9 protein-coding genes are annotated in these 15,600 nt (G+C 67.9%); 5 read left to right on the top strand and 4 right to left on the bottom strand.

Annotated features, from left to right (window positions below):
* Positions 1–241: 241 nt before the first annotated feature.
* From METUNV2_RS0110400 to METUNV2_RS0110390, 3 genes are all read right to left on the bottom strand, one after another.
* Complete coding sequence (locus tag METUNV2_RS0110400; RefSeq protein WP_018229412.1) at positions 242–3,385, bottom strand: efflux RND transporter permease subunit; 3,144 nt, start codon at positions 3,383–3,385, stop codon at positions 242–244.
* A gap of 663 nt (positions 3,386–4,048) precedes the next feature.
* Positions 4,049–5,095: a hypothetical protein gene (locus METUNV2_RS0110395; protein WP_026188059.1), complete on the bottom strand. Its 1,047-nt coding sequence runs from the start codon at positions 5,093–5,095 to the stop codon at positions 4,049–4,051.
* The gene (locus METUNV2_RS0110390; protein ID WP_018229410.1) at positions 5,092–6,474 is read right to left on the bottom strand and encodes a TolC family protein; all 1,383 of its coding nucleotides are present in this window, start codon (positions 6,472–6,474) and stop codon (positions 5,092–5,094) included. Before METUNV2_RS0110390 ends, METUNV2_RS0110395 begins: the two co-directional genes overlap by 4 nt.
* Before the next feature lie 78 nt (positions 6,475–6,552).
* On the opposite strand from METUNV2_RS0110390, the gene METUNV2_RS0110385 reads away from it, so the two are divergent.
* Positions 6,553–7,506, top strand: a complete 954-nt coding sequence (locus tag METUNV2_RS0110385) for a quinoprotein relay system zinc metallohydrolase 2 (protein ID WP_157281389.1) — start codon at positions 6,553–6,555, stop codon at positions 7,504–7,506.
* Between the two features lie 435 nt (positions 7,507–7,941).
* On the top strand, positions 7,942–8,766 hold the full coding sequence (locus tag METUNV2_RS0110380; protein WP_018229408.1) for a quinoprotein dehydrogenase-associated SoxYZ-like carrier: 825 nt from the start codon (positions 7,942–7,944) through the stop codon (positions 8,764–8,766).
* A gap of 36 nt (positions 8,767–8,802) precedes the next feature.
* Here the strand turns inward: METUNV2_RS0110380 and METUNV2_RS0110375 are convergent, their stop codons facing one another.
* On the bottom strand, positions 8,803–9,159 hold the full coding sequence (locus METUNV2_RS0110375; protein WP_018229407.1) for a hypothetical protein: 357 nt from the start codon (positions 9,157–9,159) through the stop codon (positions 8,803–8,805).
* Between the two features lie 87 nt (positions 9,160–9,246).
* On the opposite strand from METUNV2_RS0110375, the gene METUNV2_RS0110370 reads away from it, so the two are divergent.
* From METUNV2_RS0110370 to fdhF, 3 genes are all read left to right on the top strand, one after another.
* On the top strand, positions 9,247–10,290 hold the full coding sequence (locus METUNV2_RS0110370; RefSeq protein WP_018229406.1) for an MBL fold metallo-hydrolase: 1,044 nt from the start codon (positions 9,247–9,249) through the stop codon (positions 10,288–10,290).
* 245 nt (positions 10,291–10,535) lie between these two features.
* On the top strand, positions 10,536–12,224 hold the full coding sequence (locus tag METUNV2_RS0110365; protein ID WP_018229405.1) for an NAD(P)H-dependent oxidoreductase subunit E: 1,689 nt from the start codon (positions 10,536–10,538) through the stop codon (positions 12,222–12,224).
* Positions 12,225–12,240: 16 nt separating this feature from the next.
* Positions 12,241–15,045, top strand: coding sequence for a formate dehydrogenase subunit alpha (gene fdhF, locus METUNV2_RS0110360; protein ID WP_018229404.1), 2,805 nt, complete (start codon positions 12,241–12,243; stop codon positions 15,043–15,045).
* Positions 15,046–15,600 lie beyond the last annotated feature (555 nt).

Genomic DNA, 15,600 nt, shown 5'->3' with positions numbered 1-15,600 from the left:
CAATCAGCCTCACAGCGTGCGCTCGCCTTCGGCGAGCACACCCTACGGGGGATCGGACGCCTTGCTGTGCGCTGGCCGTAGGGTGTGCAGACCACAGGTCTGCGCACGCCGACCGTGCTCTGAATCTGCGCCCCGACCGCGTGCGCTCGCCTTTGGCGAGCACACCCTACGGGGGATCGGGCGCCTTGCTGTGCGCTGGCCGTAGGGTGTGCAGACCACAGGTCTGCGCACGCGGGCGACTTCAGGCTTCGGATTTCTTCTCGAAGCGCCCGTAGTGCAGCAGCAGCGTGGGCAGCACCAGCAGATTCAGGATGGTGGAGGTGGCGAGACCGCCGACGATGATGGCGGCCATCGGGCCTTCGATCTCGCGGCCGGGTTCGCCCGAACCCAGCACCAGCGGCATCAGGCCGAGGCCGGTCACCAGCGCGGTCATCAGGATGGAGGGCAGGCGTTCCGCCGCGCCGACGATGGCGGTGTCGATGTTCCAGTCACGGCCTTCCACTTCGACCAGATGCTGGTAGTGCGACGCCAGCATGATGGAGTTGCGCAGCGTGATGCCGAACAGCGTTACGAAACCGACCACCGAGCCGAGCGACAGCCAGCCGCCGCCGGCCAGCGCGGCCAGCACGCCCCCGATCAGTGCGAACGGCAGGTTCACGAAGGTGATCATCAGGTTGCGCAGGTTGGAAAAGGCCAGCATGAGCAGGATGGCAATGGCCGCGGCCGCCAGCAGCGAGTGGGTGGTCAGTTCGCGTCGCGCCTGAGCCTGCGCTTCGGCCGCGCCGGTCACCTTGTAGTAGCTGCCCGGATTGAACTTCACCCGTTCGCGCAGCGCGCGGTGCACGTCGGCGCTGAACTGGCCCAGATCGTGGCCGGCGGCCAGATTGGCGGTAATGGTCTGCACCCGCTTGCCGCCTGAGTGCAGGATCTTGTAGCGGCCGTTCTCGATCGCGATGTCGGCCACGTCGCGCAGTTCGATCAGCCGGCCGTCCGGCGTGCGCAGCGGCAGCCGCCCGACCTCGGTCGGCGAACGGCGATGGTCCGGATCCAGCGTCACCACCAGCGGCGTGGCCAGCGTGCCGCGGTACACCTCGCTCACCCGGCTGCCGGCAAACGCGGCCTGGGCGGCGAGCAGCACGTCGTCCGGCGACAGCCGCCACACCGCCAGCTTGTCCAGCCGCGGGCGCACGATGATTTCCGGCGTGCCCGGCGGCGCCAGCACCTGCACGTCGGTCGCGCCTTTCACCTTGCCCAGCGCCTGCGCCACCGCGGTGGCATCGGCATCGAGACGGTCGAGATTGGTGCCGAACACCTGCACCACCAGCGCGGCCGGAAAGCCGGATTCGGTTTCGCCGATGCGTTCGGTCAGGAAGGTATTGACCGAAAAGGCGAGGCCGGGGAAGCCCACCGCCGCCTGCGCCTCTTCGTCCGAGCGGTCTTCGTCGCCGTCGTCGCCGGTCACGGTGCGCCGGATGTCGGCCAGGATGCGCGACTGGGTGGCGCCGTCCAGCGGTCCGATCTCGATTTCCACCTCGCTGTAGTGCGGGCCGAAGGGGTCGGCGCCGTTCTGCGCGCGGCCCACCCACTGTGCGACTGACTTCACGCCGTCGATCTTCAGGATCTGTTCGGTCACCTTCTGGCCCACCCGCAGCACTTCGCCCGGCGCGGTGCCCGGAATGGTGGACAGGTGCACGATGTAGTGGCCCTCGCGCAGCGGCGGAATGAATTCGCCGCCGAACAGCGGCAGCACGCCGATGCCGCCAGCCAGCACCAGCATGACCACCGCGATCAGCCGCTGCGGCTTGCGTTCGATCGCGCGCAGCGTGCGCTCGTAGCGCGGGCGCAGCCAGCGGATCATCGGCGGGTCGTCCTCCGGCAGGTCGCGCCGGCCCAGCATGAGCCAGCTCATCGCCGGCGTCACCGTCAGCGCCACCACCAGCGAGGCCAGAATGGCCAGGATGTAGGCCAGACCGAGCGGCGCGAACAGCTTGCCGGCCACGCCCGACAGCGTGAGCAGCGGCACGAACACCAGCGCCACGATGAAGGTGGCGTACACCACCGAACTGCGCACCTCCATCGAGGCGTCCAGCACCACCTTCCAGGTCGGCACCGGCGAGCCCTGATGCCGGTTTTCGCGCAGCCGGCGGTAGATGTTCTCGCAGTCGATGATGGCGTCGTCCACCACCTCGCCGAGCGCGATCGCCAGGCCGCCCAGCACCATGATGTTCAGGCTGGCGCCGGCTTCCAGCATGACCAGCACCGCCGCCAGCAGCGACAGCGGAATCGCCACCGCCGAAATGAAGGCGGTGCGCAGGTTGTACAGGAACAGGAAGAGCACCACGATGACCAGCGTGGCGCCGATCAGCACGTCGGTGCGCACATTGCCCAGCGCGGTCTGGATGAAGTTGGCCGGGCGGAACAGCGCCGGGTGCAGCACGAACTGCTCCCGCTCCAGCAGTGGCGCGAGGTCGGCCAGCGCCTTTTCCAGTTCCAGCGTCACGCCCAGCGTGTCGGCGCCGAGCTGGCCCTGCACCATCATGAACACGCCGGGCGTGCCATTGATCTGCGCCGCGCTGATCGCCGGCGCCGGCGCTTCGCGGACTTTGCCGATGTCGCCCAGCATCAGCGAGCGGCCGTCGGGCAGGGTGACGGTGAGCTGTTCCAGACTGCGCGCGGTGGCCGGCGTGGCATCAACCGCGATCAGCAGGCGCTGGTTGTCGTTCTCGACGAAGCCGGCGCCGGCCACCGTGGCAGCCCCCCGGGCAGCGTTCTCGACATCGGCCAGCGTGACGCCCAGCGTGCGCAGGCGGGCCGGGTCAAGCTGTATCTGCCACTGCCGCACGTCGCCGCCGAACACGTTCACGTCGGCCACGCCCGGCACCGCCAGCAGATGGGGGCGCACCACCGAGTCGACCAGATAGCGCATGTCCATCAGCGAGCGCTTGTCCGAGGTGAGGCCGATGCCCAGCAGCGTGGAGGCGGACGAGGTGAGCGGCGTGATGACCGGCGTCACGCGCGGCGGCAGCAGCGAACCCAGCGTGCCCAGCCGCTCGGCCACCAGCTGCCGGTTGCGGAACAGGTCCGATTTCTCGTCGAAGATGACGGTCACCACCGACAGCCCGGGGATGGACTGCGAGCGCAGTTCCTTCAGCCCGCGGGTGCCGGACACCGCGGCCTCGATCGGCGTGGTGACCCGGGTTTCCACCAGATCGGCCGGCAGGCCGGGGGCTTCGGTCTGTATCACCACCTGCGCCGGCGCGAATTCCGGAAACACGTCGAGCCGCGCATCGAACATGCGGCTGACCGCGTACAGCGTGAGCACCAGCGCCAGCGCCAGCACGATGGCCGGCCGGCGTACCGAGAAACGGACGATGGTTTCAATCATCGTGCGCCCCTGCCGGCAGAGTCATCGCGACCGGCCGCGGCCGCATCGCGGCGAGGGCGCCGCTCCCACAGGGGCTCGAGCGACGGACTGTGCGGGTTCTTGTGACAGCGGCTCCGGCCGTGGCCGCTGTGCCACCACGGGGTCTCTGGCGACGGACTGTGGGGCATTTTGTGGGAGCGGCGCCCCGCCGCGATTGCGGCGGTCACATCGCGCGGCCCCGCAGGCGAAACGCCATCGCGACCGGTCACGGCCGCATCGCGGCGGGGGCGCCGCTCCCACAGGGGCTCGAGCGATGGACTGTGCGGGTACTTGTGAGAACGGCTCCGGCCGTGACCGCTGTTCTCCCACTGGGTCTCCGGCGACGGACTGCGCAGGTTCTTGTAGGAGCGGCGCCCCGCCGCGATTGCGGCGGTCATATCGCGCGGGCCCGCCGGCAAAACGCCATCACGACCGGCCACGGCCGCATCGCGGCGAGGGCGCCGCTCCCACAGGGGCTCGAGCGATGGACTGTGCGGGTTCCTGTGACAGCGGCTCCGGCCGAGACCGCTGTTCTCCCACGGGGTCTCTGGCGACGGACTGTGCGGTTCTTTGTGGGAGCGGCGCCCCGCCGCGATTGCGGCGGTCACATCTCTCGGGCCCGCAGGCGACATGGCCGGCCGGCGCTCAGTCATCGTTCTCGTCCGCCAGCGTGTGCTTCAGTTCTTCCGACAGCAGCAGCTGGGCGCCGCGGGTGACGACGCGCGCGTCGTCTTCGAGGGCCGGGGCGAGCCAGCCATCCGGGCGCTGCGATTCGGCCGGCAGCGCCTGGCGGATGAATTCTTCCGGTTCGTCGTCGTCGCGCACATAGACCCAGGGCAGGCCGGCGTACCAGACCACCGCGCTGTTGGGCACGAGGTGCAGCACTTCGGTGCCGGTCACGCCGCGCGCGGCCAGCCGGGTGCCGGTCGGCAGCACGCGTTCGGTCTTGTACAGCCAGGTTTCGCCGGCGGCGAAAGTGACGCTGCGTGGCGCAAGACCGATGCGGCGCGCCTCGATCAGGTCGGCGCCGTCCGGCAGGCGCAGCTGCATCAGCGGCGGTGCCTCGCCTTCGCCGCGCAGCGCGATCGCCACCAGCGAAGCCCGGCGGTCGGCCAGACGTTCCAGCTCCTTCGGGCCTTCGCCGGAGGTGTCACCCGCCAGTGCGCCCCAGCCCTGAACCAGTCGCGCGTACAGGCCATCGGCCCGGGCGCGCGCGGCGGCCAGCGCGCCGCGGTCCTGTTCGGCCTGGCTGCGTGCGGTCTGCAGCGCGCGCTCCGAGGCGTTGCGGTCGTCGTTGTACAGCGCCTGAACACGGTCGCGTTCGGCTTCGGATCGGGCGAGCTGAGAGGCGAGGCGGGCGATGTCGGCGCGCGCCTCGTGCAGCTGCGAACGCAGCGCGAACAGCGGTTCCACGTCCAGCACAGTCGCCTGCGCCTCGCGCTCGGTGCCGGCGCGCACCGCCACCGGCTGGCCGACCTCGATACCGCTGGCTTTCTGGGCGGCCGCGGTGAGCTTCACGCTTACCATGCCGCTTTCGTCGCGGTCGACCAGAGAGGGCACCGCGATGTCGTCGTCGGGCGCGCTCTCGTGCAGCCGCCATTCGTCGCGGGCGTAGTAGATGACGGTCCACACCAGGCCGATGATGACCAGGCCCATCACGAACATCGCGCGGTAAGGGGTAATCAGTTTCATGGTTGTCCTTCCCTGGCGGCCGACAGCGGCCGTTGCAGCGCGTCCTCGAGCGCCAGGCGCGAGGCGAGCGTGCGGGTGCGTGCCTGCACCAGACGGATGTCGGCCTCGATCAGCCGGATGCGGGCCAGCTGGCGGTCCAGCCGGTCGGCGTCGCCGCGGGTGTAGCGCTGTTCGGTGCGGGTGAGCTGCAGTCTTTCTTCGTCGTGCTCGGCTTCGGCGCCGTCGGTATCAAGTACCGCAGCCTTCACCCGGGCGCGGGCGAGGTCGAGTGCGCCGAGCGACTGCGCCTGCAGCGCGAGGAATTCCTGCGCCGCCAGTTCGCGGCGCGCGACCGCTTCGGCGATCGGCCCGGCCTGGCGTTCGCCGCTGAACAGCGGCAGCGAAGCGCCCAGCTTCCACACGGTGGCGCCCTGGTCCCACAGCAGGCCGGGCTGGATGCGGATTTCCGGGTACTGGGCGCGCAGTTCCACGCGCAGCGCCGCTTCGGCCGCTTCGTGCCGCGTCAGCCCACGGCGCAGGTCGATGCGGTCGAGCAGAGTGGCGGTACGCAGCGCGTCGTCGGCCGGCACCGGCGGCGGGTTTTCGAATTCGCCGAAATCGAGCGCCAGCGCATCGACCGCCGACAGTGGCAGCGCAAGTGCCTGCGCCAGTTCGCCGCGGGCGCGGATCTGCCGCTGTTCGGTCACCACGTAGCGCGATTCGGCCTGCGCCGCCGCGGTGCGGGTGGTGGTCAGCTCCAGCGCGTCGGCCGCGCCCAGGTCGTAGCGCTTCTGCATCGCAGCCTGCGCGTCCAGCCAGCCGACCACCAGCTGGTCGAGCAGTTTCAGTTCGGCTTTGGCCGCCCACAGATCGAGCAGCGCGCGCCGCGCCGCGCCACGTATCGCCCACACCGCGTCGGCTTCGTCCAGCACTGCCGCGTCGGCCAGCAGCCGGGCGCGCTCGATGCGCGCCTCGCGCACTGACTGACCGGTGACGGCCAGATCGAGCGCCAGACCGACACTCCAGGCCGATTGTCCGCCGCTGCGGTCATTGCTGCGCTCCAGTTCAGGCGACAGCGACATGCGCGGCTTCAGGCCGGCGGTCTGCAGTTCGGCCCGGGCGAGCTGTGCGCGGGCACGTGCCTGGGCGGTGAGCGGATGGCGGTCGAGCGAAGCCAGCACCAGCAGTTCCGGTGACCAGCGCGCGGGCGGCCAGGCGCTGACGTCGATATTGCGTTGCGCCAGCAGTTCGCGCGTGGCGGCATCACCCAGCGTGCGCTGGCGGTATGCGGTGTGGCTGGTTTCCGGTTGCAGCGGAGCTGGCTCCACATGCTGCAGGGCACAACCGGACATCGCCAGAATCGGCAGCAGCAGGCGGAGTGGAAGGGTGGGGCGCTGCATCCTGATTTGTTATTCTGGGCCGCGAAAATGATGGCGAAAAATCAACGCCGAAGACGCCGCATGCTAACGAGGGACACAGTGGAGCGCAAATCTGCAGCGCCGCGCAGCGCGTGGCTGACAAGGGCGGCGGCATGCTGCCTGGGCCTGCTGGCGATGCTGCCGGCGCGAGCGGCCGAACCCCTGCCGGTGCGCGAAATCGCCGCCGGCGTATTCGTATTCAACGGCGAAACCGCGGAACAGGACGCACACAACCGCGGCGCCATTTCAAATCTCGGCTTCGTGGTCGGCAGCCGCTGCGTGGCGGTGATCGACACCGGCGGATCGCCGGCGGTGGGTGCCGCGCTGCGCGAGAGCGTGCGGCAGAAAACCGCGCTGCCGGTGTGTTTCGTGATCAACACCCATGTGCATCCGGACCATCTGCTGGGCAATCAGGCCTTTCTTGCCGATACGCCTGCCTTCATCGGACATGTGAAGCTGCTGCCCGCGCTGGCAGCGCGCGGTCGCGGCTATGTTGCGGCCGCCGAGCGGCTGATGGGCGACGCCGGCCGCGGCGTCGAACTGGTGGCGCCCACCCGCGCCGTGCAGGGCGAAGAGAGCATCGACCTCGGCGACCGCCGGCTCCGGCTGCGCGCCTGGCCCACCGCCCATACCGACAACGACCTCACCGTGCTCGACGAAACCAGCGGCACGCTGTTCGCAGGCGATCTGCTGTTCGTCGGCCACATGCCGGTGGTGGACGGCAAGCTGCTCGGCTGGATCAAGGTCGGTGACCAGATCGCCGCGCTCGATCTGAAGCGGGTGGTGTCCGGTCACGGCGATGCCGGCGCCGACTGGCGGGGTGCCTTCGCGAAACAGCGGAACTACCTGCAGGCTCTGGCTGATCAAACGAGGGCGGCGATCAAGGCAGGTCGCAAGCTCGCTCAGGCCGCCGACGAAGTCGCGCGTGATCAGGTCGGCAACTGGGAACTGGCCGAACTGTTCCACCGCCGCAATGTCACCGCAGCGTATGCGGAGCTGGAGTGGGAGGATTGATCCGCCGGGGTGTTCCTGGTGGGACCGGCGCCCTCGTCGCGATGGGCGGTGGGATGAGTGCGGCGAGTGATTGAAGCCGTATCGCGGCGGGGGCGCCGCTCCCACGGGTGAGTGCCGCGCGGTGGGGTTTTGTGGGAGCGACGCCCCGTCGCGATGGGCGGTGGAATGAGTGCGGCGAGTGGTTGAGGCCGTATCGCGGCGGGGGCGCCGCTCCCACGAGGGCGCGATGCGCGGCGGAGTTTCGTGGGAGCGACGCCTCGTCGCGATGGGCGGTGGAATGAGTGCGGCGAGTGGTTGAGACCATATCGCGGCGGGGGCGCCGCTCCCACAATCTGATCCATGACGGGTCGTGGCTTGGCGACCTGGGTTACAGAACAAACGAGCGGCCGGCGTCAGACTGGTCGCCACGGAGCTGTCCAACTGGAGGAGGTAATAATGAAAATTTCGCGCGTGCTGGCCGTTCTTGCGGCCGGCTTTCTCTGTGTCACCGGGGCGCAGGCGGCCGATGACGGGTCCGATACGGCGATCTGGGGCAAGGTGAAGAACCTGCTGGTCGGCGACCGGGCGGTGATCGACGACACCACCGGCTCGGTGGTCGAACTGGAGGCGCCGGTGCGAGCCGAAGACGCGGCAGTGGTGCCGCTGGCGGTGCGCACCAAGGAACTGCCGGGCGGCGTGCGGGTGACCCGGCTGCATCTGGTGATCGACGAAAACCCGTCGCCGATCGGCGGTACCTTCAATTTCGCGCCCATGGCCGGCCGGGCCGACATCGAAACCCGGGTGCGCATCGAGGCCTACAGCTGGGTGCGCGCGCTGGCCGAAACCAGCGACGGCAAGATCTATATGGCGCGCCGCTATGTGAAGGCATCCGGCGGCTGTTCGGCGCCGGCCGGCAAGGACATGGAAGAGGCGCTGGCCCGGCTGGGCAAGATGAAGATCAAGCTGGAAGAGGACGCGGTATCGACCGGCCGGCCCAACGCCGCCCAGCTCATGATCAGTCACCCGAACAGTTCCGGTCTGGCCATGGATCAGGTCACCCGCCTGTACGTGCCGCCGCATTTCGTGCGCCGGGTCGAGGTGAGTTACGGCGGCGAGCCGGTGATGAGTGCCGACGTCGATTTCTCGATCAGCGAAAACCCGAATTTCCGCTTCTGGTTCGTGCCCAAGGGGGAAGGCGAACTGAAGGCGGTGATTCTCGATTCCAAGGATCTGAAGTTCGAGAGCGCGGTGGCGATCAAGCCCGCGCTGCGCGGCAGCTGAACGCGGGCAGGGGCGGCGGGCGCCGCCCCGGGAGACTTACTTGCTGTTGATGAAGCAGGCCTTCTCGCCCTGCTTGATGATGCCGAGGTAGGTCTTGCGCGCGTCCTTCATTTCGTCGGAGTCACGGAACACGCCGGTCCGCTCGCCGCTCATCTGCGAGTAGCGGGCGATGCTGGACATGTCGATGAAGTCGTCGTGGCTCAGTTTCTGCGCGACTTCGTCGATAAGGCAGGAGCACTTGTACAGGTACTCGTAAGCGCCGCCGTGCGTCTTCATGCACTCAAGCACGAACTCGACCCGGGTCTGGGTCGAATAGTCATGCGCCGAGGCAATGCCCGGCGCGAGCAGCGTGGCGATGGCGGCAGCGGCGATCTGGAAACGATGGAATTTCAAGCCGGTTCTCCTCATTTGTTATCGATGTCCCGGGTGGCAGCTGACCGGGGTGTGGCCTTCGGGGGCAGAAAAAAGGCTAGCACAGGGTTGAAGACCCCGCTTTCCGCCTTCGAGTTTCGCGGGATTGTTTCCCGGCTCGCCTGCGCCGTCATCGCGATTTTCTGGCTTGTCGCTTCCGGTATGGCAAACGCCGGCAGCGGCGAGCCGCATCTGCCGGCGCTCCAGGTCCAGACGCTGGCGCCCGGCGTGCATGTGCTGCGTGCGCCCGGTTTCGAGGTCAATGCCGGCAACGCCGGCTTCATCACCAATATCGGCGTGATCGAAGACGCGCGCGGCTTGGTGCTGGTCGGCACCGGTACCAGCCATCGTTTCGCGCAGCACCTGCTCGCCTCGGTCGAGCGCCATTTCGGCCGGCCGGTGGTGCTGGCGGTGGTGCTGTACGGCGGCGGCGACCACGTGCTGGGTAACGGCGTTTTCGTGGCACGGGGTGTGCCGGTAGTGGCGCAGACTGAAACAGACCGCTTCATCAGGGCCAGCTGTCACAGCTGTGTAGAGCGCCTGACCGCTGCCCTGGGGGAAAATATGATGTCGAGTACCGAACCGACCCCGGCCACGGTCGTGATCGAGCGGACGGCGAAACTGCCCGGCGTGGTGCCCGGCCTGACCCGCAGGCTCACGCTGATCCACCTCGGACACACGTTTCAGCCGGGCGCGTCGGCGCTGTACGACGAAGACAGCGGCACGCTGTTTGCTGGCGAGCTGGGCGCGGCGGGCTATCTGCCCGATCTGTACAACGCGCTGGAAACAGGCTGGCGCGACGGGCTGACCGAACTGGTGGCGCTCGGAGCGAAGCGGGTGGTGCCGGCGCATGGCGCGCCGGGCGGCAGCGAGGTGCTGACCGCACCGAAGCGTTACCTGGACGCGCTGATTGCGCAGACCGGGGCGCTGTTCGAGCAGGGTGTGTCGCTGCAGGAGGCGACGCAGTCGGTAGAGGTCGCGGAATTCCGCGACTGGTATGGATATGCGGTGTGGCATCGGCGGAACGTGCATTTCGCCTACCTGCACCGAGAGCAGGAAGCGTTCGGACAACGCAGCGAGGCTGCGCCCGGACTGAAAGAAGGACAGCACTGAGCACTGAAGAGGACGCACAAAGAGGCGCCCCCAGGGCTGTCGGCATCGGGTTCGTGCAGACCGGCAGGCGCGTTGTGCGCTGCGCCCCGCGCAGGGGTGCGCCGGCTGTACGAAGCTGATGTCGACAGACCCAATAATCGCGGACACGAGCGAATCGGGAGATCTGACGGAATGGAGCGTGGCGCGTGCCATTCCGTCAGGTCTCCTGGCCACGCACAACGAACTGACTGAAGAGGATCACCGTAATGTCGGAACCGTTCTCCATACCGCTGGAACAGATGCGCCGTATGGTCAAGCCCACGCCCAAGGGCCGGGCGCTCGACCCCAAGGCGGTCGAGGAGGTGAGCGCGCTGCTCGGCAAGATGCCGCGCCGCCGCGACCTGCTGATCGAGTGCCTGCATCTGCTGCAGGACAACATCGGCGCCGTGCACGCCCGTCACCTGGCGGCCCTGGCAGCGGAACTGAAGATGTCGCAGGCCGAGGTGTATGAGGTCGCCACCTTCTATCACCACTTCGACGTGGTGCGCGAAGGCGAGGCCGCCCCGCCCGAGCTGACGGTGCGCGTGTGCGAAACGCTGTCCTGTGCGATGGCCGGTGCCGACGATCTGCTGCACAAGCTGCCGGGCATCCTCGGCACCAAGGTGCGCGTGATCGCCGCGCCCTGTGTCGGCCGCTGCGAACAGGCACCGGTGGTGGTGGTGGGCCAGAACGCGCTGGCCGGTGCCACCGAAGCGTCGGTCAAGGCGGCGGTGAAGGCGAAGGAAACCACTCACCCGGCGCCGAAGTACATCGGCTACAAGGCCTACCGCAAGGCCGGTGGCTACGAGCTGTTCCGCGATCTGGTCGAAGGCCGCCGCGATCCGGAAACCGTGATCACCGCGATGGAACATTCGGGCCTGCGCGGCCTGGGCGGTGCCGGCTTCCCGGCCGGCCGCAAGTGGCGCATCGTGCGCAGCGAAGCGGCGCCGCGCCTGATGGCGGTGAATATCGACGAAGGCGAACCTGGCACCTTCAAGGACCGCTGGTACCTCGAACGCGACCCGCACCGCTTCCTCGAAGGCATGCTGATCGCCGCCTACTGCGTGGGCATCGGCGAGGTCTACATCTATCTGCGCGACGAGTACGCCCATGTGCGCGAACTGCTGCAGAAGGAACTGAAAAAGCTGCAGGCCGACGCACCGTGCGCGCTGCCGCCGATCCACCTGCGCCGTGGCGCAGGTGCCTACATCTGCGGCGAAGAGTCGGCGATGATCGAATCGATCGAAGGCAAGCGCGGCATGCCGCGCCTGCGCCCGCCTTACGTCGCCCAGGTCGGCCTGTTCAACTACCCGACGCTGGAACACAACATGGAAACCGTGTTCTGGGTGCGCGACATCGTCGAGAAGGGCCCGGAGTGGTTCTCCAGCCACGGCCGCAACGGCCGCAAGGGTCTGCGCTCGTTCTCGGTGTCCGGCCGGGTGAAGAAGCCGGGCGTGCATCTGGCGCCGGCCGGCATTTCGGTCAAGGAGCTGATCGACGAGTACTGCGGCGGCATGCTGGACGGCCAGACCTTCTACGGCTACCTGCCGGGTGGCGCTTCGGGCGGCATCCTGCCGGCCTCGATGGGCGACATTCCGCTCGACTTCGACACGCTGCAGCCGCACGGCTGCTTCATCGGCTCGGCCGCGGTCATCATCCTGTCCGACAAGGACACGGCGACCGACGCGGCGCGCAGCATGATGCACTTCTTCGAGCACGAGTCCTGCGGCCAGTGTACGCCGTGCCGGGTCGGCACCGCGAAGATGAACACGCTGATCGACAAGCCGGTGTGGGACACCGGGCTGGTCGAGGAGCTGTCGCAGACCATGGTCGATGCGTCGATCTGCGGTCTCGGGCAGGCCGCACCGAATCCGGTGCGCTGCGTGGTCAAGTATTTCCCTGACGAAATCAAGTGAAGGGGCGCGACAGAACATGAACGCACCGATTGATCCCGCGATCGCCGCGGAAAGCATCGAATTCACGCTCGACGGCCAGGCCATGAAGGCCCGCGTCGGCGAAACCATCATCCAGGCCGCCGCCCGCCAGGGCGTGGACATCCCGCACCTCTGCTACAAGGACGGCTACCGCCCGGATGGCAACTGCCGCGCCTGCGTCGTCGAGATCGAGGGCGAGCGCGTGCTCGCCCCCAGCTGCTGCCGCGCGCCGACCCCCGGCATGAAGGTGAAGGCCGAATCGGAACGCGCCGTGAAGGCGCAGAAGATGGTGGTCGAGCTGCTGCTGTCCGACATGCCGGAACAGAGCTACAAACCGGATTCGGAACTGGCCTACTGGGCCGGCAAGCTGGGCGTGACCGACTCTCGCTTCGAGTCGCGCGAACAGCCCAAGTGCGACGAATCGCACCCGGCGATGAGCGTGAACCTCGACGCCTGCATCCAGTGCAACCGCTGCGTGCGCGCCTGCCGCGAAGAGCAGGGCAATGACGTGATCGGCTACGCCTTCCGCGGCTCTTCGTCGAAGATCGTGTTCGACCAGGACGACCCGATGGGCGCCTCGACCTGCGTGGCCTGCGGCGAATGCGTGCAGGCCTGCCCGACCGGCGCGCTGATGCCGTCCGGCGGTGTCGGCATGGTGAAGGCCGACAAGAAGGTCGATTCGGTCTGCCCGTACTGCGGCATCGGCTGCCAGCTGACCTACCACGTCAAGGACGACAAGATCCTGATGGTGACCGGCCGCGACGGCCCGGCCAACGAAGAGCGCCTGTGCGTCAAGGGCCGCTTCGGCTTCGACTACGCCCGCCACCCGCAGCGCCTGACCAAGCCGCTGATCCGCCGTGCCGACGCACCGAAGCACAAGGACTTCGTGGTCGACCCGGCCAACCCGCTGGCCGCCTTCCGCGAAGCCAGCTGGGAAGAGGCGCTGGCGCTGGCCTCCGGCAAGCTGCGCGAGATCCGCGACAGCAAGGGCCCGAACGCGCTGGCCGGTTTCGGTTCAGCCAAGGGCTCGAACGAAGAGGCCTACCTGTTCCAGAAGCTGGTGCGTACCGGCTTCGGCACCAACAACGTCGACCACTGCACCCGTCTGTGCCACGCCTCGTCGGTCGCCGCGCTGCTCGAAGCGGTCGGCTCCGGCGCCGTGTCCAATCCGGTGCGCGACGTGCTGCATTCGGAAGTCATCTTCCTGATCGGCTCCAACCCGCTGGTGAACCACCCGGTCGGCGCGACCTGGATGAAGAACGCGGTGAAGAACGGCGCAAAGCTCATCGTGTGCGACCCGCGTCGCAACGACCTGCAGCGTTACGCCACCCACTTCCTGCAGTTCAAGCCGGACACCGACGTGGCCATGCTGAACGCGATGATGCACACCATCATCGAAGAAGGCCTGGTGGATGAAGCCTTCATCAATGACCGCACCTCCGGCTTCGAAGAGCTGAAGAAGAACGTGGCCGACTTCTCGCCCGAGAAGATGGCCAAGATCTGCGGCATTCCGGCGGCTACGCTGCGCGAGGTCGCGCGCATGTTCGCCACCTCGAAGGCCTCGATGATTCTGTGGGGCATGGGCGTGTCGCAGCACGTGCATGGCACCGACAACGCGCGCTGCCTGATTTCGCTGGTCATGATGACCGGCCAGATCGGTCGCCGCGGCACCGGCCTGCATCCGCTGCGCGGCCAGAACAACGTGCAGGGCGCGTCTGACGCCGGCCTGATCCCGATGGTGTTCCCGGACTACCAGGCGGTCGGCAACCAGACCATCCGCCAGAAGTTCGAAGAGCTGTGGGGCACCACGCTGGACCCGAACCCGGGCCTGACCGTGGTCGAAATCATGGACGCCATCCACGCCGGCAAGCTGCACGGCTGCTACATCATGGGCGAGAACCCGGCGATGTCCGATCCGGACGTCGACCACGCCCGCGACGCACTGGCCAAGCTCGACTGCCTGGTGGTGCAGGACATCTTCCTGACCGAAACCGCCTACTTCGCTGACGTGGTGCTGCCGGCTTCGGCCTTCCCCGAGAAGACCGCGACCTTCACCAACACCGACCGCCAGGTGCAGCTGGGCCGTGCCGCGATCAACCCGCCGGGCGATGCGCGCCAGGATCTGTGGATCATCCAGGAAATGGCCCGCGGTCTTGGCCTGGACTGGAACTACGAAGGTTCGAAGGACGTGTTCAACGAAATGCGCAAGGCGATGCACTCGATCGCCGGCATTACGTGGGAACGTCTGGAAGCCGAGCACTCGGTCACCTATCCGTGCGAAAACGTGGGCGATCCGGGCGACGAAGTGGTGTTCGTGGACAAGTTCCCGACGCCGAACGGTCGCGCCAAGCTGGTGCCGGCCAAGCTCATCACCGCCAACGAGAAGCCGGACAGCGACTACCCGATGGTGCTCATCACCGGCCGCCAGCTGGAACACTGGCACACCGGCTCGATGACCCGCCGCGCATCGGTGCTCGACAACATCGAGCCGATCGCCACCGTCACCATCAACCCGGCCGACATGGCCGGGCTCAAGGTGAAGGCCGGTGATGTGATCACGGTCGAATCGCGCCGCGGCAAGATCGCGCTGTACGCGCGGGTCGACCCGAACGTGCCGGTCGGCGCCGTGTTCATCCCCTTCGCCTATTACGAAGCGGCGGCGAACATGCTCACCAACCCGGCGCTCGACCCCTTCGGCAAGATTCCGGAGTTCAAGTACTGCGCGGTCAGGCTGAAGAAGGGTGGCAAACCCACCCAGCTCTCCACCTACGGCGGCGGCCAGGCCAAGCCGGTCACCGCGTAAGCGGCTGTTGCATCAGGAAAAACCGGGGCCTTGTGCCCCGGTTTTTCTTTGTGGGCGCCGCTCATTCGGCTATCCGAAGCCCGGTGGACCGGCTCAGTCCGATGCCAAGACCCAGCGGGAGCGGTTCAGCCCGTCACCGGCGCCCCGTGGGAGCGACGCCCCCGCCGCGATAGGGCCTTCAATCACGTGCTGTCTCCTGTTGAGGCCACAATCGCGGCGAGGCGCCGCTCCCACGAGAACCGGGCCGGGCCGTCGTCAAGAGCTTGTGGACGTGGCTCAATCAGCCACCCGAGTTCCGGTGGGACTGGCTCAATCCGATGCCAAGACCCGGCGGGCGAGGCTCAGACCGTCGCCGGAGCCCCGGTGGGAGCGGCGCCCCCGCCGCGATAGGGCCTTCAATCACCCGCTGTCTCCCGTTGAGGCCGCAATCGCGGCGAGGCGCCGCTTGTATGTTCATCTGCGGCAAGCGTAGTAGTGGACGCTTGTCGGGCGGAGGGACGAGCGCCGCATCTGACGGCAAGCACGTACAGACAGTGGGAGAGATGTCCCGCCTTC

This window comes from Methyloversatilis universalis EHg5 (assembly GCF_000378945.1).
Classification (GTDB): Bacteria; Pseudomonadota; Gammaproteobacteria; order Burkholderiales; family Rhodocyclaceae; genus Methyloversatilis; species Methyloversatilis universalis_A.
The sequence above is the reverse complement of the archived record's forward strand: the minus strand, read 5'-3'. Positions and strand labels throughout refer to the sequence as shown.